At 72.8% G+C, this 21,216-nt stretch carries 19 protein-coding genes; 15 read left to right on the top strand and 4 right to left on the bottom strand.

Annotated features, from left to right (window positions below; translation table 11 throughout):
• Positions 1 to 200 precede the first annotated feature (200 nt).
• The 3 genes from ACI6PP_RS18950 to ACI6PP_RS18940 all read left to right on the top strand — a co-directional run bounded on the left by ACI6PP_RS18950 (position 201) and on the right by ACI6PP_RS18940 (position 5,881).
• Positions 201 to 2,249, top strand: a complete 2,049-nt coding sequence (locus tag ACI6PP_RS18950) for a carboxypeptidase regulatory-like domain-containing protein (protein WP_421113186.1) — start codon at positions 201 to 203, stop codon at positions 2,247 to 2,249.
• Positions 2,250 to 2,430: 181 nt separating this feature from the next.
• Positions 2,431 to 3,642 carry an acetyl-CoA C-acetyltransferase gene (locus tag ACI6PP_RS18945; protein WP_421113185.1) on the top strand — a complete coding sequence of 404 codons (1,212 nt, stop codon included), beginning with the start codon at positions 2,431 to 2,433 and terminating at the stop codon, positions 3,640 to 3,642.
• Positions 3,643 to 3,679: 37 nt separating this feature from the next.
• Entirely contained in the window at positions 3,680 to 5,881 is a 2,202-nt protein-coding gene (locus ACI6PP_RS18940; RefSeq protein WP_421113184.1) for a 3-hydroxyacyl-CoA dehydrogenase NAD-binding domain-containing protein, read from the top strand.
• Positions 5,882 to 5,936: 55 nt separating this feature from the next.
• Here ACI6PP_RS18940 and glgC read toward each other — a convergent pair whose 3' ends face one another.
• A complete protein-coding gene (glgC, locus tag ACI6PP_RS18935; RefSeq protein WP_421113183.1) occupies positions 5,937 to 7,196 on the bottom strand; it encodes a glucose-1-phosphate adenylyltransferase in 1,260 nt (419 codons plus the stop codon).
• Positions 7,197 to 7,270: 74 nt separating this feature from the next.
• A complete protein-coding gene (locus ACI6PP_RS18930; RefSeq protein WP_421113182.1) occupies positions 7,271 to 8,407 on the bottom strand; it encodes a ScyD/ScyE family protein in 1,137 nt (378 codons plus the stop codon).
• Between the two features lie 144 nt (positions 8,408 to 8,551).
• Between ACI6PP_RS18930 and ACI6PP_RS18925 the strand changes: the two genes are divergently transcribed.
• From ACI6PP_RS18925 to ACI6PP_RS18870, 12 genes are all read left to right on the top strand, one after another.
• Positions 8,552 to 8,908: a response regulator transcription factor gene (locus tag ACI6PP_RS18925; RefSeq protein ID WP_421113181.1), complete on the top strand. Its 357-nt coding sequence runs from the start codon at positions 8,552 to 8,554 to the stop codon at positions 8,906 to 8,908.
• Between the two features lie 10 nt (positions 8,909 to 8,918).
• Positions 8,919 to 10,115 (top strand): glycogen synthase, encoded by a 1,197-nt coding sequence (gene glgA, locus ACI6PP_RS18920; RefSeq protein WP_421113180.1) that lies wholly within the window; start codon positions 8,919 to 8,921, stop codon positions 10,113 to 10,115.
• A gap of 388 nt (positions 10,116 to 10,503) precedes the next feature.
• Entirely contained in the window at positions 10,504 to 11,310 is an 807-nt protein-coding gene (locus ACI6PP_RS18915; protein WP_421113179.1) for a transglutaminase-like domain-containing protein, read from the top strand.
• Positions 11,311 to 11,604: 294 nt separating this feature from the next.
• The gene (locus ACI6PP_RS18910; protein ID WP_421113178.1) at positions 11,605 to 13,179 is read left to right on the top strand and encodes a molybdopterin-dependent oxidoreductase; all 1,575 of its coding nucleotides are present in this window, start codon (positions 11,605 to 11,607) and stop codon (positions 13,177 to 13,179) included.
• Positions 13,180 to 13,257: 78 nt separating this feature from the next.
• On the top strand, positions 13,258 to 13,926 hold the full coding sequence (locus ACI6PP_RS18905; RefSeq protein WP_421113177.1) for a fasciclin domain-containing protein: 669 nt from the start codon (positions 13,258 to 13,260) through the stop codon (positions 13,924 to 13,926).
• A gap of 98 nt (positions 13,927 to 14,024) precedes the next feature.
• The gene (locus ACI6PP_RS18900; protein ID WP_421113176.1) at positions 14,025 to 14,840 is read left to right on the top strand and encodes an SDR family NAD(P)-dependent oxidoreductase; all 816 of its coding nucleotides are present in this window, start codon (positions 14,025 to 14,027) and stop codon (positions 14,838 to 14,840) included.
• The gene (locus ACI6PP_RS18895; RefSeq protein WP_421113175.1) at positions 14,837 to 15,481 is read left to right on the top strand and encodes a histidine phosphatase family protein; all 645 of its coding nucleotides are present in this window, start codon (positions 14,837 to 14,839) and stop codon (positions 15,479 to 15,481) included. The genes ACI6PP_RS18900 and ACI6PP_RS18895 overlap by 4 nt, the downstream gene beginning before the upstream one ends.
• A 16-nt stretch (positions 15,482 to 15,497) precedes the next feature.
• Positions 15,498 to 16,256, top strand: a complete 759-nt coding sequence (locus ACI6PP_RS18890; RefSeq protein ID WP_421113174.1) for an SDR family oxidoreductase — start codon at positions 15,498 to 15,500, stop codon at positions 16,254 to 16,256.
• Positions 16,257 to 16,332: 76 nt separating this feature from the next.
• Positions 16,333 to 16,998 (top strand): SDR family NAD(P)-dependent oxidoreductase, encoded by a 666-nt coding sequence (locus ACI6PP_RS18885; protein ID WP_421113173.1) that lies wholly within the window; start codon positions 16,333 to 16,335, stop codon positions 16,996 to 16,998.
• 3 nt (positions 16,999 to 17,001) lie between these two features.
• Complete coding sequence (locus ACI6PP_RS18880; protein WP_421113172.1) at positions 17,002 to 17,832, top strand: SDR family oxidoreductase; 831 nt, start codon at positions 17,002 to 17,004, stop codon at positions 17,830 to 17,832.
• A gap of 132 nt (positions 17,833 to 17,964) precedes the next feature.
• Positions 17,965 to 18,564, top strand: a complete 600-nt coding sequence (locus ACI6PP_RS18875; RefSeq protein ID WP_421113171.1) for a TIGR03086 family metal-binding protein — start codon at positions 17,965 to 17,967, stop codon at positions 18,562 to 18,564.
• Between the two features lie 22 nt (positions 18,565 to 18,586).
• A complete protein-coding gene (locus tag ACI6PP_RS18870) occupies positions 18,587 to 19,489 on the top strand; it encodes a hypothetical protein (RefSeq protein WP_421113170.1) in 903 nt (300 codons plus the stop codon).
• A 107-nt stretch (positions 19,490 to 19,596) separates the two neighbouring features.
• On the opposite strand, the gene metX is transcribed toward ACI6PP_RS18870, so the two are convergent.
• Together metX and ACI6PP_RS18860 are read right to left on the bottom strand one after the other, a co-directional pair.
• The gene (gene metX, locus ACI6PP_RS18865) at positions 19,597 to 20,712 is read right to left on the bottom strand and encodes a homoserine O-acetyltransferase MetX (RefSeq protein WP_421113169.1); all 1,116 of its coding nucleotides are present in this window, start codon (positions 20,710 to 20,712) and stop codon (positions 19,597 to 19,599) included.
• 5 nt (positions 20,713 to 20,717) lie between these two features.
• The coding region (locus ACI6PP_RS18860) for a PLP-dependent transferase (protein WP_421113168.1) at positions 20,718 to 21,216 on the bottom strand (499 nt) is incomplete at its 5' end.

The raw sequence follows: 21,216 nt of genomic DNA, 5'->3' as shown, positions 1-21,216 counted from the left end.
CATCAGGCCGCGGCCGGCGTAGAAGCGGACGTTGCGCACCGTCATCCCGACGCGGGTGGCCAGCTGGTCGACCGTCAGCCCGGCGGCGGTCTCGTCCTGCCCTGCGGTCACGCCGCGAGCCTATGACACCTCCTCCGTTTAGAGTGCTGCTGATCACTGCCGCCGGTGCGAGTCGGGCGCACCTGAGACCTGGGGGACCCATGGGTCGTCGACCTTTCGCTCTCGTCACCGCCTGCCTGCTCGTCGCGGGCGCCGTCGCGCTGGGGTCGCCCGCGTCCGCGGCGCGCACCACCGGCTGGGCCACCTGGTCCGACCTCGGCGGCTCGCCCAACGCGTACACCGCCACGATGCAGCTGCCGGGCCTGAGCTTCCCGGAGGCGACGGTGCGCAGCGACTCGCGCGGTGGCGGCGTGGGCGTGCAGAGCGGCGCGTCCGCGTTCTTCAACGCCGCGACGCCTCCCGGGCAGCAATTCGGCTCGAGCGAGGGCAGGCGGTACCTGAACCTGAGGCCCAAGGCCGACACCCCGACCGGCGGCTCGACCACCACCTACACCTTCGACGCGCCCACCCCCGCGGGCGGCTGGGCGATGATCCTGGGCGACGTCGACGCCGACCAGGTGCGCGTCACCGCCCTGCGGGCCGACGGCACCGAGGCGACGGCCGCCGAGCTCGGCAACAAACAGTCGTTCAACGCGTGCTCCTACGGCACGCCGCGCACGGCCGGGTGCGCCTCGAGCGTCGGTGACTTCCCGGTGTGGAGCGACGCGTCGCAGACGCTGACGGGCAGCACGGGGACGCCGGCGTTCGCCGACACGGTCGGCGCCACCGGGTGGTTCCGCCCGACGGTGTCGCTGCGCAGCATCACCCTCACCTACACCGCCAGGTCGGGGTTCCCGGTGTTCCAGACCTGGTTCGCAGCGGTCAACCGCGGGATCACCGGAACGATCGCCGTCCCGGCCGGTGCCGGTGCCTGCACGATCACCGGCACGACCGTCCGTCTGCTCACCGCCGACGGCGTCGAGGTCGACACCACCACCGCGGCTATCGACGGCACGTACTCCTTCGACGGCCTGGCGACGCGCACCGACTACCGCGTCGTGGTGGAGCCCGCCGACGGGTGCGCCGCCGTCGGTCCGCGCGAGCGCACCGTCTCGACCCTGGTGGGCCGGGACGACCCCGACCCGGTCGCCGACTTCCAGGTGCGCGCGATCGTCCCGCAGCCCGTCTCGGGCCGCGTCACCAGCGGGACCGGCGCCGCGGCGACCGGCGTCGGCGGGGTCGTCGTCACCATCACCCCGACCGGTGGCGGCACGCCCCGGACCACCACCACCGACCCCGACGGTCGCTACCTGTTCGACGAGAACGCCACGGGCATCGCCTACGAGGTGTCGATCGACGTGCCCGCGGGCTACACGACCGCCGACGACGTCCGCGACCCCTTCACGGTCGACACCGAGCCGGTCACCGACCAGGACTTCGCGCTCGCCGCGCTGCCGTCGGTGTCGGGCACCGTCACCGGGGGCGGTGGCCCGCTCGGCGGCGTCCAGGTGACGGCGACGCCGTCCGGCGGAGGCACGGCACTGACCACCGCCACCGCGGCCGACGGCACCTACGCCTTCCCCGGCCTGGCCGACGGGACGTACACGATCGAGGTCACCGAGCCCGACGGCTACGCCACCGAGCCCTCGCTCACCGCGGTCGTCGCGGGTGCCGACCTGACCGGTCGGGACTTCGCGCTCTCGCGGCCCGGGTCGGTGGGCGGACAGGTCACCGACGCCGACGGCGCCGCGGTGCCCGGCGTCCAGGTGGTCGTCGACGGCCCCGGCGTCCCGCAGACCGTCGTCACCGATGCGGACGGCGGCTACTTCGTCGACGGCCTCGGCGCCGGTGACTACACCGTGACGCCCACCGCCCCCGACGGCCTCGAGGTCCGCGGCGACGACAGCGAGACCGTCACGATCACCGCGGCGGGCGAGGCGGCGAACCAGGGCTTCGTGCTCGTCGCCGAGGCCGTCGCGCCGCCCACCACGCCCCCGACCGAGGACGAGCCGGGCGGCGACGACGCGGGCACGGGCACCGGTGACGACGCGTCCGACGACGACGCCGCGACCGGCGTCTCGGCCCCGGCGGGGTCGCTGCCCGACACCGGCGGGCCGTCGAGGGTGCTGCTGGCGCTGGGCGCGACGACGGCCGGCGCGGGCGCACTCGTCCTGGCCGGCGACGCCGTGCGTCGTCGCCGCCGGGCCTGACCCGGGTCGCCCCCGTCGGGCAGCCGGGGTGGTGCGGCGGGCGCCCGGACTGTGGTGGCGGACACAGCCGCTCGCTATCCTGACAGTGTCGGTGTCATCATCGACACCGTCAGTGACTCGCCGGTAACTTGGCGAGCCCGCACTGAGCGCTGCACCGCCGACACCCATCCCTGGAGGGCCCATGACCGAGGCGTTCGTCTACGACGCCGTCCGCACCCCGCGCGGGCGCGGCAAGAAGACCGGATCCCTGCACGAGGTGAAGCCGGTCGACCTCGTGATCGGGCTGATCGACGAGGTGCGCAAGCGCAACCCCGAGCTCGACGTCGACGGCATCGAGGACGTCGTGCTCGGCGTGGTCAGCCCCGTCGGCGACCAGGGCGGCGACATCGCCAAGACCGCCGCGCTGGCGGCGGGCCTGCCCGAGACCGTGGCCGGTGTGCAGCTCAACCGCTTCTGCGCCAGCGGGCTCGAGGCCGTCAACCAGGCCTCGCAGCGCATCCGCTCGGGCTGGGAGGACCTCATCCTCGCCGGCGGCGTCGAGTCGATGAGCCGGGTGCCGATGGCCTCCGACGGCGGCCCGTGGGCGCTCGACCCGCGCACCGCGCTCGCCACCGACTTCGTGCCGCAGGGCATCGGCGCCGACCTGATCGCCACCATCGAGGGCTGGTCGCGCACCGACGTCGACACCTACGCCGCCGAGTCGCAGGCCCGCGCCGCAAAGGCCATCGCCAACGGCTACTTCGCCAAGTCGATCGTGCCGGTCACCGACGTCAACGGCCTCACCGTGCTCGACCACGACGAGTTCGTCCGTCCGGGCACCACGGTCGAGAGCCTGTCGACGCTGCCCGCCTCGTTCGCCGGCATCGGCGACATGGGCGGCTTCGACTCCGTCGCGCTCGAGAAGTACACCAAGGTAGAGGCGATCGACCACGTGCACCACGCGGGCAACTCCTCGGGCATCGTCGACGGCGCCGCGCTCGTCGTCATCGGCAGCGAGGCCGCCGGCGAGCGGCACGGGCTGCGTCCGCGCGCCCGGGTGCTGTCCACCGCGGTCAGCGGCTCCGAGCCCACCATCATGCTCACCGGACCCGCCCCGGCGACCCGCAAGGCGCTCGCCAAGGCCGGCCTCGAGGCCACCGACATCGACCTGTTCGAGATGAACGAGGCCTTCGCCGCGGTCGTCATGCGCTTCATGCGCGACATGTCGGTGCCCCACGACATCGTCAACGTCAACGGCGGCGCGATCGCCATGGGCCACCCGCTCGGCGCCACCGGCGCGATGATCCTCGGCACGCTCGTCGACGAGCTCGAGCGTCGCGACCAGCGCTACGGCGTCGCCACCCTCTGCGTCGGCGGCGGCATGGGCATCGCCACCGTCGTCGAGCGCATCTGACTCACCGGACACCACCTCCACAGGAGCACACCCAGACATGGCAGATCAGCTGCGGAACACCGTCCGGTACGACCGGGGCGACGACGGCGTCGTCGTCCTGACGCTGGACGACCCCGACCAGAGCGCCAACACGATGAACGAGGCCTACGCGGCCTCGATGAAGGCCGCCGTCGAGCGCCTCGTCGCCGAGAAGGACGACGTGCGCGGCGTCGTCGTCACCAGCGCGAAGAAGACCTTCTTCGCCGGCGGCGACCTGAAGAAGATGGTCCAGGCCGGGCCGGAGGACGCCCAGTCGGTCTTCGACGAGATCGAGGGCATCAAGCACACCCTGCGCCTGCTCGAGACGCTCGGCCGTCCGGTCGTCGCGGCGATCAACGGCGCCGCGCTCGGCGGCGGCCTCGAGATCGCGCTGGCCACGCACCACCGGATCGCCGTCGACGACGGTCGCTCCGAGATCGGCCTGCCCGAGGTGACCCTCGGCCTGCTGCCCGGTGGCGGCGGCGTCACCCGCACGGTGCGGATGTTCGGCCTGCAGGACGCGCTGATGAAGATCCTGCTGCAGGGCCCGCGCATGAAGCCCGCGCGTGCCAAGGACGCCGGTCTCGTCGACGAGCTCGTCGGCAGCATCGACGAGCTCGTGCCCGCCGCCAAGGCGTGGATCGAGGCGCACGCCGACGACGAGGAGGCCGCCACCCAGCCGTGGGACCGCAAGGGCTACCGGATCCCCGGCGGCACCCCGTCCACGCCGAAGCTCGCGCAGTTCCTGCCCGCGTTCCCGGCCAACCTGCGCAAGCAGACCAAGGGCGCGCCCTACCCGGCACCGCGCAACATCATGGCCGCGGCCGTCGAGGGCGCCCAGGTCGACCTCGACACCGCGAGCCGGATCGAGTCGCGCTACCTGGTCGACCTCGTCGTCGGCCAGACGTTCAAGAACATGACGCAGGCGTTCTTCTTCGACCTGCAGGCGATCAACGCCGGACGCTCGCGTCCCGACGGGATCCCGCAGCGCAAGGCCGAGCGGCTCGCCGTCCTCGGCGCCGGCATGATGGGCGCCGGCGTGGCCTACGTGTCGGCCCGCGCCGGCATCGACGTCGTGCTCAAGGACGTCAGTCTCGAGGCCGCCGAGAAGGGCAAGGCCTACAGCCAGAAGCTGCTGGACGGCCAGGTCGAGAAGGGCCGCCTCACCGCCGAGAAGCGCGACGAGGTGCTCGCCCGGATCACGCCGAGCGACGACTACGCCGACCTGAAGGGCTGCGACTTCGTCATCGAGGCCGTCTTCGAGTCCGTCGAGCTCAAGCACCAGGTGTTCGGCGACCTCGAGCCCGTGGTGGCGCCCGACGCGCTGCTGGGCTCGAACACCTCGACGCTGCCGATCACCATCCTGGCCGGCGGCGTGGAGCGGGCCGAGGACTTCATCGGCATCCACTTCTTCTCGCCCGTCGACAAGATGCCGCTGGTCGAGATCATCGTCGGCGAGAAGACCTCCGACGAGGCCATCGCCCGCGCCATCGACTACACGCGCCAGATCAAGAAGACGCCGATCGTCGTCAACGACTCGCGGGGCTTCTTCACCAGTCGCGTGTTCGGCACGCTGGTGATGGAGGGCGCGGAGATGCTCGGCGAAGGTCTCGACCCCGTCACCATCGAGCGCGCCGCGACGAGCGCCGGGTTCCCCGCGCCGCCGCTCGCGATGATCGACGAGGTGGCGCTGACGCTCACCCAGAAGGTCGACGCCGAGGCCCGCAAGGCTGCCGAGGCCGAGGGCATCGAGCTGCCGGTCACCGGGGCGAAGAAGGTGATCGACTCGCTGGTCGACCAGGGCCGCAAGGGCAAGGCCGCCGGTGCCGGGTTCTACGAGTACCCCGAGGGCGGCAAGAAGCACCTGTGGTCGGGGCTGCGCGAGCAGTTCGCGTCCGAGGGCCACGAGATCCCCTACCGCGACATGCAGGAGCGGCTGCTCTTCGTGATGGCGGTCGAGACGATCCGCTGCCTCGAGGAAGGCGTGCTGCGCACCGTGGCCGACGCCAACATCGGCTCGATCATGGGCATCGGCTTCCCGCCGCTGTACGGCGGTGCGCTGCAGTACGTCGACGGCTACGAGGCCGCCGACGGTCGCATCGGCGTCGCCGCGTTCTGCGAGCGGGCCGACGAGCTCGCCGCCGCCTACGGCGAGCGGTTCACCCCGCCCACGCTGCTGCGCGACAAGGCCGCCGCGAACGAGCGGTTCGCCCAGGCCTGACCGAGAGTCGTCGGTGCCTCAGGGGGTCATGACCCTGTGAGGCACCGACAGATCCTCAGTCGAGGCGGAAGTCCTTGCCGGCGACGACGAGGCCCGACTCGCTGATCGTGAAGCCTCGGGCGGCGTCCTCCTCGGGGTCGACGCCGATGCGTGCGCCCGGGGGCACCACGACGTTCTTGTCGAGGATGGCGTGCTTGACGATGGCGCCCGCGCCGATCGTCACGTTGTCGAGCAGCACCGAGTCGCTCACCTGGGCGCCGGCGTCGACGAAGGCTCGCGGCGAGAGCACCGAGCCGTCGACGGTGCCGCCGGCGACGATCGCGCCGGGCGACACGATCGAGTCGGTGACGTGCGCCGGCTCCTTCTTGGCGCCGCGCACCATCTTGGCCGGCGGGTGCGAGCCGTAGCTGGTGTAAATCGGCCACTGGTCGTTGTAGAGGTTGAACACGGGCACCGGCTCGATCAGCTCGGTGTGCGCGTCGTAGTAGGAGTCGAGCGTCCCGACGTCGCGCCAGTAGGCGCGGTCGCGCTCGTTGGATCCGGCCACCTCGTTGCGCCCGAAGTCGTAGACGCCGGCGGCCCCCTTGGCGACGAACGCGGGGACGATGTCGCCGCCCATGTCGTGCTTGGAGGTGTCGTCGTCGGCGTCGCGGGTGACGGCGTCGACGAGCGCGTCGGCGTCGAAGACGTAGTTGCCCATCGACGCCAGCACCTCGCCGGGGGAGTCGGGCAGGCCCGGCGGGTTCGTGGGCTTCTCCAGGAACGCCGAGATCTTCGTGGGGTCGGACGCGTCGACGTCGATGACGCCGAACTGGTCGGCCAGCTCGATCGGCTGACGGATCGCCGCGACGGTGGCGGCGGCGCCGGAGTCGAGGTGCGCGTCGACCATCTGCGAGAAGTCCATGCGGTAGACGTGGTCGGCGCCCACCACGACGACGATGTCGGGCTTCTCGTCGCGGATCAGGTTGAGGCTCTGGAAGATCGCGTCGGAGCTGCCGCGGTACCAGTGCTTGCCGACGCGCTGCTGCGCCGGCACGGGGGCGACGTAGTTGCCGAGCACCGACGACAGGCGCCAGGTGGTGGTGATGTGGCGGTCGAGGCTGTGCGACTTGTACTGCGTGAGCACGACCACCTGCAGGTAGCCGGAGTTGACCACGTTGGAGAGCGCGAAGTCGATCAGCCGGTAGATGCCGCCGAACGGGACGGCGGGCTTGGCGCGGTCGGCCGTGAGGGGCATCAGGCGCTTGCCCTCGCCGCCCGCGAGCACGATGGCGAGGACCTTGGGGCGGTGCGACCCGCGTCGGCGAGCTGTCATGTGCCGAACACTAGCCACGTGTGACGCCGGTCGCACCGTTCCCCCTCAGTTCGCGGTAGGGGCGGCGGTGGCCGTCAGAACCGCAGCCGCCACAGCTGTCCGGTCCACGCCGGGTTGCCGCCGAAGCCCTTGGCCGGGCTGGTGGAGAAGGCGTTGACGTAGACCTTGCCGTTGCGGACGACGACGCCGGCCGGGAACGGGACGTCGACCGTCGTCCGCGTGCCGTCGGGCGCCACCTTGACGACCCGGCCGGGGAAGCACGACGGGATCTTGTCGAAGGTGCAGGAGCCGCCGAACAGCTCGCTCACGTAGAGCGTGCCGCGCTTCGACCTCGCGACGCCGGTGACCGTGGTGAAGCCCTTCCAGGAGCGGACCGGCTTGCCCTTGGCGTTCAGCGCCCAGACCCGGGCCTTGCCGGGCTGCTCGGAGTGCAGCTCGCCGACGAGCACGTTGCCGGTCCGCTTGTCGGGTGCCAGGACGGTCGGGACGGCGTCGACGGTCTTGCCGTACTCCTTCATGGTGTGGAACAGCGCGACGTGGCCGCGCTTGCTCACCTTGAGGATCGAGTCGCCCGCCGCGTCGGCCACGAGCGTCCTGCCCTTCCACGACAGCACCGAGTACGGGTTGGAGTCGACGCCCTCGCCGTCGGGGTCGCGACGCCGCTCGAACGCGGTGATGTCGGCGTTGACGCGGTTGGTGCCGCCGATCCGCTTCGAGATCAGCTTGCCCGCCTGCCGGCTCGGGATGCCGGCCGGGAAGGACTCGGGCGGCGCGTAGCTGATCACCGAGAGGTACGGCCCGCCGCGGCGCTTGGCCGCGCCGTTGCTGCCGACGGCGAACGTGCCGTCGGGACCGGCGGCCGAGAGCAGGCCGCGCATGACGTTCTTCTTCTTCCCGTTCGACACGAGCGTCACCTTGCCGGTGAGCCCGATGCACTGGGTGTCCTCGCCGGTGCCGACGCAGTTCTTCTTCTGGTACGAGCCGTGGCCGGCCTGGGCGATCAGCAGCTTGCCGCTGGGCGTCTGCGTCAGCTGCCGCGGGTTGTCCAGGCCGCTGACGACCACGACGGGCGCCGCCTTGCGGGCGGCGGCGAGCGGGTCGTAGTCGGCGGAGGGGCCGGCGACGGCGGCGTGCGGGCTGAGGAGGGCGAGGGAGCCCACGGCGGCGACGCCGAGGACGAGGGGGCGTGGGAGTCGGGTGGAGGTGCGCACGAGGGGCCTTTCGACGCGCGGCCGCTCCCGAGTGCGGCATGGACAGGTGGCCGAAAAGGTAGCGATCCCGGGCCTGGTCGGCTGTACGCTCTTGCGCGTAGTGAATCCGGGTGGTGGCGGCTCGGCGCCCGGGAGGGACCCCGCATGAGCACGACCCTGCTCGACCAGGACGCCGTGGTGCGTGCCGCCGTCGCCGGCGGCGCCTGCGCCCCCTGCGCACGACTCGTCCTCGCCATCGTGGCGGGTGCCGCGGCGGCACCCGTCCCCGACGACCCGCTGCTCACCGAGCGCGAGCAGGCGGTGCTCGTCCTGCTCGAACGGGGGCTCACCGCCGCACAGATCGGACGCCGTCTGGGCATCTCGGCGGCCACCGTCCGCAAGCACCTCGAGCACGTCTACGCCAAGCTCGGCGTGCACGACCGCCTCTCGGCCACCCGTGACGCGCGCCGGCGCGGGCTGCTGCAGGTGGACGTCGGCGTGACCGCCGTCACCACCCTCTAGTGTGCTGCCCATGCGTATCGACGTGCTGAGCCGCGAGTACCCGCCCGAGGTCTACGGAGGCGCCGGCGTCCACGTCGCCGAGCTCGTCTCGGCCCTGCGAGCGCGGGGCGACGTCGACGCGCGCGTCGGGTGCTTCGGGGCGCCGCGGGACGAGCCCGGCACCACGGCGTACGGCACGCCCGTCGAGCTGACCGACGCCAACGCCGCGCTCAAGACGTTGGGCACCGACCTGTCGATGGTCCAGGACCGCGCCGGCGCGGACCTCGTCCACTCCCACACCTGGTACGCCAACATGGCCGGTCACCTGTCCGGGCTGCTGCACGGCATCCCGCACGTCGCCACGGCGCACAGCCTGGAGCCGCTGCGCCCGTGGAAGGCCGAGCAGCTCGGCGGGGGCTACGCGCTGAGCTCGTGGGCCGAGCGCCAGGCGTTCGAGTCGGCGGCGCGCGTCGTCGCCGTCAGCGCCGCGATGCGCGACGACATCCTGCGCTGCTACCCGTCGGTCGACCCCGCGAACGTGCCCGTCGTCCACAACGGCATCGACGTCGAGCGGTGGCAGCCGCGTCACGACCCCGACCGCGCCAGGTCCCTGGGCGTCGACCCCGACCGGCCGAGCGCGGTGTTCGTCGGCCGCATCACGCGCCAGAAGGGGCTGCCGCACCTGCTCCGCGCCGCCCGCGACGTGCCGTCCGACGTCCAGATCGTGCTGTGCGCGGGCGCCCCCGACACCCCCGAGATCGCCGCCGAGGTCGAGGCGCTCGTCGACGAGCTGCGCACGACGCACCCCGGCGTCGTCTGGATCCCTGAGATGCTGCCGCGCGAGGACGTCACCACGCTGCTCACCGTCGCCACGGTGTTCCTGTGCCCGTCGGTCTACGAGCCGCTCGGCATCGTCAACCTCGAGGCGATGGCGTGCGAGACCGCCGTCGTCGCCACGGCCACCGGCGGCATCCCCGAGGTCGTCGTGCCCGGCGAGACCGGCCTGCTCGTGCCCATCGAGCAGGAGACCGACGGCACCGGCACGCCGCTGGATCCCGCGAAGTTCGAGGCCGACCTCGCCGCCGCCATCACCGACGCCGTCTCCGACCCGGACCGCGCCGCCGCCTGGGGCCGCGCCGGCCGCGAGCGCGTGACATCGCAGTTCAGCTGGGACGCCGTCGCCGCCAGCACGCTCGAGGTGTACGAGGCGGTGCTCGCCGAGCGCTGAGGCCTCCCTCGCCCGGCCACCTCTGCCGCGAGCCCACGAGGGAATCGGCGTATGACCGCCCCACACGGCCATACGCCGATTCGTCGCTCCGCGTGGGCCGGGAGGAGGCGGCGATGACGGACGGCGGCCGGTGCGGCGCCGCCCTTCGGTGCGGGTGTGCGTGCGGCGGGGTGTTGCGGCGGTGCGATCGGGGAATCGAGGTTCTGCCCCGATACGGACCACGACCTCGATTCTTCGGTCGCGGTGCGGGTGTGAATCGGGGTATGGCCGCCCGACACGGTCGTACGCCGATTCCTCGGTCCGGGCGGGTCGGGGGAAGGCGGCGGCGAGGACGGACGGCGGCCGGTGCGGGCGAGCGGGCCGGAGGGCGGAGCCCTAGGGTTCACGCGTGATCCGCACCGTGACGTCCCACCTCGAGCTCACCGCGGAGAAGGGCACCGAGCTCGTCTTCTCCGTCGCGGTCGCCCGCGTGGGCGGGTACGACTCGGTGGAGGAGGAGCTGACGCTCGTCTCCGACGGCGAGCCGGTGGCGTACGAGGAGCTGCCGGGCGACCGGGGCACCGTGCTGCACGTGGTGCACGCCGACCGCGACCTCGACCTCACGCTCGACTACCGCGCGGTCGTCACCGGCACCGGTGACCCGCAGGACATCGACCTGAACGAGCGGGTCGTCTACCGCCGTCCCAGCCGCTACGTCCCGTCCGACCGGGTGCTCGCCCCCGCCCACGCCGCGTTCGGCGGCTACGAGGGCCAGCGGCTGCTCGACGAGGTGGCGGCGTGGGTGCAGCGCAACATCGCCTACGTCCCGGGTGCGTCGCGCCCCACCGACGGGGCGGTCGAGACGCTGCTGAGCCGCGACGGCGTGTGCCGCGACTTCACCCACCTGACGCTCGCGTTCCTGCGGGCGCGCGACGTGCCCGCGCGACTGGTCTCGGCCTACGCGCCGGGCCTGGTGCCGATGGACTTCCACGCCGTGGTCGAGGCGTTCCTCGACGGGCAGTGGCGGGTCGTCGACACCACCGGCCTCGCCCCGCGCCAGAGCCTGGTGCGCATCGGCACCGGACGCGACGCGGCCGACACCGCGTTCCTCAGCACCTACGGCGGCTACGTCCGGTTCACCGGCATCAAGGTCGGCGCCGTCGTCAGCCCCACGCTCCCGGTCGACGACGGCGCGTCACCCTTCGTCATGCACTGACCCGGCGCTGCGCGGGCGACAAGGCGTCCGCCCGAACAGGTGCCTCACCCACCATCTCGGGCGCGTTCGTGGTGGGTGGGCCACCGCAGGTGGTGGCTGGGGCACCTGGCGGTGGGTATGGCCCCAGGATCAGCCCAAGAGTGGGGCCGTACCCACCGCCGACCCGAGCAGGACCGCGTCTCGCACCCAGGACCCCCACCGCGTCGGGGCTACTGGAAAGTAGGTGCACACGGAAACTCTTCGAAACTTCTTCACCGGACCAATCCATCTGGAGGACCGGCGCGAAGTACCGATGTGACCACGACAGCGACCACCAAGCTCACCGCAGCGGGCCTCGGCCTCCTCGCGGCAGCCTCGGGTGTGGCCGCGTCCTCGGGTGTCGCGGCCCTCACGGGAACGCCCTCGCCGATCATCTCGGTGGGCAACCGCTTCATCCTCCTGACGCCCGCCTGGCTCAAGGACTTCGCCGTCGAGCGCTTCGGCACCAACGACAAGCCCGTCCTCATCGGTGGCGTCGTGGTGGCCATCGGGCTCCTCGCCGCGGTCGCCGGCCTGCTGGCGCTGACCCGTCCGCGTCTCGCCGTCGCGATCACCGCCCTGCTCGGCGTGGTGGCCCTGGTGGCCGCCGTCACCGACGGCACGACCGACGCGAACGTGCTGCTGAAGGCGCTGCCCGCGGTCGTGGCCCTCGTCATCTCGGTCGGCGCGCTGGTGCTGCTCTTCTCGGAGTACCGCCGCCGCACCGACGACAAGACCCACGTCCTGCTCGACCGCCACCCCGGCGACGAGCTGCCCGCGGGCTTCGACCGTCGGCGCTTCCTCGCCGTCGCGCTCGGCACCGGTGCCGTGCTCGTCATCGGCGGGGCCGTCGGTCGCTTCCTCGGCGGCGGCGCGGCCAACGCGTCCCGCGCGTCCATCACCATCCCGCGCCCGGCGGTGCCCGCCCCGGCGGTGCCGGCTGGCGTGCAGGCCGACGTCTCGGGCATCTCGCGCTACCTCACCCGCAACCGCGACTTCTACCGCATCGACACCGCGCTGCAGGTGCCGGACGTCCCGGCCGACACCTGGACGCTCCGCATCCACGGCATGGTCGACAACGAGATCAACCTGTCGTTCGCCGACGTGCTCGAGCGCCGCCTGGTCGAGAGCCGCATCACCCTGACCTGCGTCTCGAACCAGGTGGGCGGGCCCTACGTGGGCAACGCGACCTGGATCGGCGTGCCGCTCAAGGAGCTGCTCGAGGAGGCCGGCGTGCAGGACGGCGCCGACGCCGTCAAGTCTACGAGCGCCGACGACATGACCATCGGGACGCCGCTCGAGGCGATGACCGACGACCGCGGCTCGCTCCTGGCGATCGCCATGAACGGCGAGCCGCTCCCCCTCGAGCACGGCTTCCCCGCACGCCTCGTCGTGCCCGGCCTCTACGGCTACGTGTCGGCCACCAAGTGGGTCGTCGACATCGAGGTCACGAGGTTCGCCGACTTCGAGGCGTACTGGACCCCGCGCGGCTACAGCGCGGAGGCCCCCATCAAGTTCAGCTCACGCATCGACGTGCCCAAGGCCTTCCAGACGTTCCCCCGGGACGCGGTTCGGGTCGGCGGCACCGCGTGGGCTCAGACGGTCGGCATCCAGACCGTCGAGGTGCAGGTCGACGACAGCGACTGGGAAGAGGTCAGCCTCGCCACCCAGGACAACGTCAACACCTGGCGCCAGTGGTCGTGGGAGTGGCAGGACGCCACCCCCGGCACGCACACCCTCCGCGTCCGCGCCACCAACGGCGACGGGGAGACCCAGACCTCCGACCGGGCCTCGGTGAGGCCCGACGGATCCACCGGCTGGCACAGCATCCAGTTCCGCGTGGAGGACTGACCAACCATCACCACCGCACCGAGAACGCCACGAACGGGTCCGACCACGGGCTCGTCGACCAGAGAAAAGGAACCCATCATGCGCAGCATCCGCTCCAAGTCCCTGGCCGTCGCCGCCGTCGCGCCGCTCCTCGTCTTCACCGCCGCCTGTGGCGGTGGCTCCGACGAGTCGTCGGACTCCGCCACGTCGGACGCCACCACCGACGCCTCGCCCAGCGCCGACGCCTCGGCCGCCGACTCCGACCTCGTCGGCCCCGGCTGCGCCGACTACGCCGCCCAGGTGCCGGACGGCGCCGGCTCGGTCGAGGGCATGTCCGCCGACCCGGTCGCGACGGCCGCGAGCAACAACCCGCTGCTCAAGACCCTCACCGCCGCGGTCTCGGGCAAGCTCAACCCTGACGTGAACCTCGTCGACACCCTCAACGGTGGCGAGTTCACCGTCTTCGCGCCCGTCGACTCGGCCTTCGCCAAGCTGCCGGCCGCCACGGTCGAGACCCTCGGCACCCCCGAGGGCGCCGAGACGCTGACCCAGGTCCTGACCTACCACGTCATCGAGGGCCAGAAGGCTCCCGACGAGATCGACGGCACCTTCCCGACCGTCAACGGCGCCGACCTGACCATCTCGGGCTCGGGCGACACCATCACCGTCGGCGACCAGAGCGCCAAGGTGATCTGTGGTGGCGTCAAGACCGCCAACGCGACGGTCTACCTGATCGACTCCGTGCTGATGCCGCCGGCCGCCAGCTGACGTCACGCCGCACACCCCGACACCCCCGGAGCCCCGCGCTCCGGGGGTGTCGTGCGTCGGGCGGGTGCCACAAGTTACGCCCCGGTAGGGTGCCGGGCATGGCCTCCCGCTCGTCCGCCTTCCACCCGGGCGACCGCGCCCTCGTCACCGGGGCCGCCTCCGGCCTCGGGCTGGCCCTGGCCACGCACCTGGTGGCCCGCGGCTGCCGGGTGCTCGCCACCGACGTCCACGACGACGCCCCCGACACCCTGCAGCACCTCGGACGCGTCACCTACCGCCGCCTCGACGTCACCTCCGACGACGACTGGGACGCCGCCCTGGCGTGGGTGCAGCAGGAGTGGAACGGGCTCGACGTGCTGGTGAACAACGCCGGCGTCGCCGCGGGCGGACGCATCGAGCTCACCACCACCGACCAGTGGCGCCGCGTCGTCGACATCAACCTGATGGGCGTCGTCCGCGGCTGCCGCACGTTCGTGCCCCTGCTCAAGCAGCGCCGGTCGGGACGCATCGTCAACGTCGCGTCGGCCGCGGGGCTCGTCCACCCGCCGCGGATGAGCGAGTACAACACCGTCAAGGCCGGCGTCGTGGCGCTGAGCGAGACGCTGTCGCACGAGCTCTCGCCGTACGACGTCGACGTCCACGTCGTGTGCCCCACGTTCTTCAAGACCAACCTGTCGAGCTCGCTGCAGGGCGACGACGTGTCGGCGCACGAGTCGGCCGTCAAGCTGATCGACCGATCGACGGTCACGCCCGACCAGATCGCCGAGCGGGTGCTCGCGGGCGTCGACGCCGGCCGTCACGTGATCCTCACCGACCGCGAGGGCCGGGCCGCCTACGCCGCGAAGCGCTTCGCGCGGCCGCTCTACGACCGGGCCATGCGCCGGGCCGCGGCGAAGATGGCCGCCCGGGAGTGAGCGCGATCCTGCTGGTGCGGCACGGCCAGGCGTCCTGGGGCACCGACGACTACGACCGGCTCTCGCCGCGCGGCCACAGCCAGGCCACCTGGCTCGGCCAGTCGTGGGAGGCGGCGGGGTTCGTCCCGTCGCACGCGGTGGCCGGCGGGATGCGTCGTCACGCCGAGACGGCCACCGGTGCGCTCGACGTCGCCGACCCGGACTCCACCGGGTGGGACGTCGACGCCCGCTGGGACGAGTTCGACCACCGGGTGTTCGCGCGCGGAGACGACGCCGTGCTGAACGGCGACCCGCGTGCCTTCCAGGCCGTGCTCGACGAGGGTCTGGCCGCCTGGGAGCTGGCGGACGGTGACGACTACCCCGAGCCGTACGCCGCCTTCCGCGACCGGGTGCGGGGCGCGTTCGACGACCTCGCCGGCTCGCTCGGACGGGGCGAGCGCGCCGTCGTCTTCACCTCCGGCGGCCCGGTGGCGCAAGTCGCGTCCTGGCTGCTGACGGGCGACGACACGATCTGGCGCCGGATGAACCGCGTCGTCGCGAACGCGTCGGTCACCACCGTGACGATCGGCCGCTCGGGCCGCACCCTGCTCACGTTCAACGAGCACACCCACCTGCCCGCCGACGCGGTCACGTTCCGCTGAGCCCAGAGGAGTCCCCGTGCGCCGTCGCACCCTGATCACCGGCGCCAGCTCGGGCCTGGGCGCCGGCATGGCCCGTCACCTCGCCGCGCGCGGCCACGACCTCGCGCTGACGGCGCGCCGCGTCGACCGCCTGGAGGCGCTGCGCGACGAGCTCGTCGCGGCGCACCCGGACGTCCGGGTCGTGGTGCACGCGCTCGACGTCGACGACCACCAGCAGGTGTTCGACGTCGTCGCGGCCGCTGCGGACGACCTCGGCGGGCTCGACCGCGTCGTCGTCAACGCCGGGCTCGGCAAGGGCGCACGGGTCGGGTCGGGGCGCTTCGACGCCAACCGCGACACCCTGATGACCAACGCGGTGGCCGGGCTCGCCCAGTGCGAGGCCGCGATGGAGCACTTCTACGACCGCGGGGCCGGGCACCTCGTGCTGGTGTCGTCGCAGGCCGCGTTCCGTGGCCTGCCGGGGTCGCAGACGGCGTACTCGGCGAGCAAGGCGGCCGTCGCGCACCTCGCGGAGGGCATCCGGATGGACCTGATGCGCCGGGGCGGGCACGACATCGCCGTGACCACCCTGTTCCCGGGCTACATCGTCTCGGAGATGAACGACGTCAACGAGAACGAGGTCCGCCTGATGACGGGCAACGTCGAGGGCACGCGGGCGATGGTCGACCTGATCGAGCGCGAGGTCGCCGAGGCGTCCGTCCCGCGGCTGCCGTGGGCGCCGCTCGGCCTCGTGCTGCGTCACGCGCCGCTGCAGGTGCTGCGCCGCATCGTGTGACGTCCGCGGGTCCCAGATCGTGGGACGGCTGTCCAGATGGGGAACAGAAGGGCCCCCGGACGTCCTTGAAGGTTGTATGACTTCGATCGCGATCATCGGGGCGGGAGCCGGTCTCGGCGCCGCCGTCGCACGCAAGTTCGGCGCTGAGGGGTTCTCCGTCGGACTCATCTCGCGCAACCAGGCCAGGGTCGACGCGCTGGCCGCCACGCTCGTCGCCGACGGCGTGCAGGCCGCCGGTTTCGCCGCCGACGTCCGCGACCCGGCGTCGATCTCGGCCGCCCTCGAGCAGGTGACCGAGACCCTCGGTCCCATCGAGGTGCTGCAGTACAGCCCGCTGCCGCAGAAGGACTTCATGCGGCCCGTGCTCGAGACCACGCCCGCCGACCTCGTCGGCCCCGTCGAGTTCTCGATCTACGGCCCCGTCGCGGCCGTGCACCAGGTGGTGCCGGGCATGCGGTTCCTGGGCGAGGGCAAGGGCACGATCCTGTTCGTCAACGGCGGCTCGGCCGTCAAGCCCGGACGCAACGTCACCGGCACGTCGGTCGCCTTCGCCGGGCAGGCCGCCTACGCCGAGCTGCTGCACGAGGTTCTCGGCGAGGAGGGCATCCAGGTCTCCCAGCTGATCATCGGCGGACAGATCATCGAGGGCGACGAGGACAAGGACCCCGCGGTCCTGGCCGACCACCTCTGGGACCTGCACACCAAGCGCGACCGCTTCCGTCTCCAGATCAGTGAGGACTGAGACATGACGAACAAGACCTGGTTCATCACCGGCACCTCCAAGGGCTTCGGCCGCGAGTGGGCGATCGCCGCCCTCGAGCGCGGCGACAGCGTCGCCGGCACCGCCCGCGACACCAGCACCATGGACGACCTCGTCGAGCGGTTCGGCGACAAGGTCCTGCCCATCCGGCTCGACGTCACCGACCGCGACGCCGACTTCGCAGCCGTCAAGCAGGCGCACGACCACTTCGGCTCGCTCGACGTCGTCGTGAACAACGCCGGCTACGGGCACTTCGGCATGGTCGAGGAGCTCAGCGAGTCCGAGGCGCGCAGCCAGATCGAGACCAACCTGTTCGGCGCCCTCTGGGTGACGCAGGCCGCCGTGCCGTACCTGCGTGAGCAGGGCAGCGGGCACATCATCCAGGTGTCCTCGATCGGCGGGATCTCCGCGTTCCCGACCGTGGGCATCTACCACGCGTCCAAGTGGGCGCTGGAGGGCTTCAGCCAGTCGCTGGCCCAGGAGGTCGCCGGCTTCGGCGTCAAGGTGACGCTCGTCGAGCCCGGCGGGTTCTCCACCGACTGGAGCGGCCCGTCCGCCAGCCGCTCGGACGAGATCGAGGCCTACGCCGACGTGCGCGAGGCCGCGGCCAACCGTCCCAGCGCCAGCGGCACCCCCGGCGACCCGGTCGCCACCCGCTCGGCGATCCTCAAGGTCGTCGACGCCGACGAGCCGCCGCTGCGCGTGTTCTTCGGCGAGAAGCCCCTCGGCATCGCCGAGGCCGACTACGAGTCGCGTCTGCGGACGTGGCGCGAGTGGCAGCCGGTCGCCCTCGAGGCGCACGGCCACCAGGGCTGACGCAGGGCACACCCCGCTCGCTCAGCCCGCACGAGGCCGTCCCGTCCACCCGACGGGGCGGCCTCGTCCCGTACCCGGAGCACGCCGTCCGGACGACGCGCCCTGTCGGTGGTCGGGTCTAGCGTCGCGGCCATGAGCGACTCCACCGACCGCACCACCTCCCTGCTGTCCGACGTGCTCGACGACCTCGCACGGGTCGTCGACGTCGATGCCTCCCGCCTCGGAGCGCCCACGCCCTGCGCCGACTTCGACGTCGCCGCGCTGCGCACCCACGTCGTCGGCTGGCTGTCGACGTTCGCCGACGGGTTCGCCGACCCGGACGGCCGGGCGCCGCGGGCGGACCTCGCCGGGTTCGAGCCGTCCGACGACGCCGCGGCCGAGGTGCGTGACGCGACCGGTCGTCTCGTCGATGCGCTGCGAGCCGGTGGCGCCGAGCGTCCGCTGTCGCTCGGGGGAGCGGCCATGCCCGGCGAGCTCGCGCTCGGCATGGTCCTGTGGGAGTACCAGACCCACGGGTGGGACCTCGCCCGTGCGACGGGGCAGCCGTGGTCGCCGGCGGCGGAGGGCCTCGAGCAGTCATTGGTGTTCGCGCCGATGATGCTCACGCCCGACTACCAGGGCGTCGGCAAGTCCTTCGCGCCCGCCGTCCCGGTGCCCGACGACGCCCCGCCCCTCGACCGCCTGCTCGGCCTGTCGGGACGCGACCCGGGCTGGACGCCGCCCGTGTCCTGAGGCGGCGGTGCAGGATGGGGCCGTGGCCGACGACGACCTGACGCAGATCGCGAGGGACCTCTACGCCGAGCGGCCGCAGGAGTTCATCGAGGTGCGCGACGAGCGCTCGAAGCAGGCGAGGTCCGACGTCGGACGCACCCTCGCCGCCGCGGTCAAGAAGCTGAAGAAGCCGTCCGCGGCCGCCTGGGTGCTGAACGCCCTGTCCCGGTCGGCCGGCGACCGCCTGGACGACCTCGACGACCTGCGGGCGCAGCTACGGGCCGCGGAGGCCGCCGTCGACGGCGTCGCGATGCGTCAGCTCGGGCGCGACGGCCGCACGCTGTCGCGCCAGATCGTCGGACGCGGACGCGAGCTCGCCGACGAGATGGGCGTGACCGTCAGCGCGGCGGCGCTCGCCGAGGCGCAGGAGACCCTGCGGTCGATGACCGTCGACGACGGCGTGGCCGCGGCGGTCCGCACCGGGTTCATGGTCACCGCCGTGAGCTCGACGGGCTTCGAGGCGGTCGACGTGTCGACCGCGGTCGCGGTGCCGTCGGCGCTGCCCGACGTCCCGGAGGAGGCCGCCGAGCCCGACGACGGGCCGTCGGCCACCGTCACCGACCTGTCGGCGGCACGCACCAGACGTGAGGAGCGGGCTGCCAGGCGGGCCGAGGAGGAGCGACGACGGGCCGAGGCCCAGCGCGAGCGCGAGCTGAAGCGGGCCCGCGCCCACGTGGACGAGCTGTCGGCCGCGGCGAAGCACGCCGAGAAGGAGCACGCGGCCACGCAGGCGCAGGTGGACAAGGCGGAGCGTGCCCTCGCGGCGGCGCAGCAGGCGGCCGACGAGGCGAGGGTGGCCGAGGAGGAGTCCCGCGCCGCGGCCGAGCAGGCGCGCGAGGCCGTCGAGCGCGCGCAGTCCGAGGTGGACGCCCTCACCGACCCCTGACGCCGGCACCGCCCCCGTCCGCGATCCGAAGCCTTGGGGTGGTCAACCAGCCCCGATGACCACCCGAAGGCTTCAGATCGGGGACGGGAGGGGGCGGGCGACCGCGGTCAGGTGCCGAGGAGGCGGCGGGCCAGGGGTGCGACCGCGTCGAGCTCCACCAGGAACCCGTCGTGGCCGTGCACGGACTCGACGACGTCGAGGTAGTCGCACGTCGGCACGGACGCCGCGATCTCCTCCTGCTGCGACAGCGGGTAGAGCCGGTCGGAGTCGATGCCGGCGACGACGGTGCGCGCCGTGATCCGTCCGAGCGCGGCCGGCACGCCGCCGCGGTCGCGTCCGACGTCGTGGCTGTCCATCGCGCGCGTCAGGGTGACGTAGGTGTTGGCGTCGAAGCGCCGGGCGAGCTTGTCGCCGTGGTGGGCGAGGTACGACTCGACCGCCCAGCGCCCGTCCTCACCCACGGTCCGGCCGAACCGCTCGGCCAGCTCGCCGGCGCTGCGGTAGCTGAGGTGGGCGATGCGCCGGGCGAGCTCGAGTCCGCGGTGCGGGCCGTCGCCGGGCGCGGCGTCGTAGTAGTCGCCGCCGGCGAACGCGGGGTCGGACACGATCGCCTCGACCTGCGTGGTCGACAGGCCGATCTGGTCGGCCGACGCGCTCGCCGACGCCGCGAGCAGGAACAGCGTGGCGACGCTCTCGGGCCGGCTGATCGCCCACTCGAGCGCCCGCATGCCACCGGCCGAGCCGCCCGTGACGCCCGCCCAGCGCGCGACGCCGAGACGGTCGGCCAGCAGCTGCTCGGCGGCCACCTGGTCGCGCACCGTCAGCGCCGGGAACCGTGCGCCCCAGGGACGCCCGTCCGGACCCGGCGACGACGGCCCCGTCGACCCCTGGCAGCCACCGAGGATGTTGGGCGCGACGACGAAGAAGCGGTCGGTGTCGATCGGACGTCCGGGGCCCACCAGTCCGGACCACCACCCCGGTGACGGGTGGCCGGGCCCGGCGTCGCCCGTCACGTGGCTGTCGCCCGTCAGCGCGTGCAGGACGAGGACGGCGTTCGAGCCGTCCGCGGACGGCTCGCCCCACGTCTCGTAGGCGATCCGGACGTCGGGCAGCACCTCGCCCGACTCCAGGGCGAGGTCGCCGAGGTCGGCGAACAGGCGTCCGCCCGCGGCGTCCCCCTCACGCCACGCGCCGGTGGCCGGAGGGGGACCCGTGGTGGTCACGAGCGTCAGGACTTCGCGGCGCGGAACCCCGCGTCGAGGTCGGCGAGGATGTCGTCCAGACCCTCCAGGCCGACGGCGAGGCGCACCAGCCCGGGCGTGACGCCCGCCGCCAGCTGCTCGTCCTCGCTCAGCTGGGAGTGCGTCGTGCTCGCCGGGTGGATCGCCAGCGAGCGCACGTCGCCGATGTTGGCCACGTGGCTGTGCAGCTCGAGCGAGTCGATGAACGCACGGCCCGCGGTGATGCCGCCGGGCAGCTCGAACGCGAGGACGGCGCCGGGACCGCGCGGCGTGTACTTCTGCGCGGCGGCGTGCCAGCGGCTCGACGGCAGGCCCGCGTAGGTCACGCTGACGACGTCGTCCCGCGCCTCCAGCCACTCGGCCACGGCCTGGGTGTTCTGGACGTGGCGCTCCATGCGCAGGCTCAGCGTCTCCAGGCCCTGGGCGAGCAGGAACGCGTTGAACGGCGAGATCGCGGCACCCAGGTTGCGCAGTCCCTGCACGCGC

This window comes from Solicola agrisoli (assembly GCF_049059935.1).
Lineage (GTDB): Bacteria > Actinomycetota > Actinomycetes > Propionibacteriales > Nocardioidaceae > JAURVT01.
The sequence above is the reverse complement of the archived record's forward strand: the minus strand, read 5'-3'. Positions and strand labels throughout refer to the sequence as shown.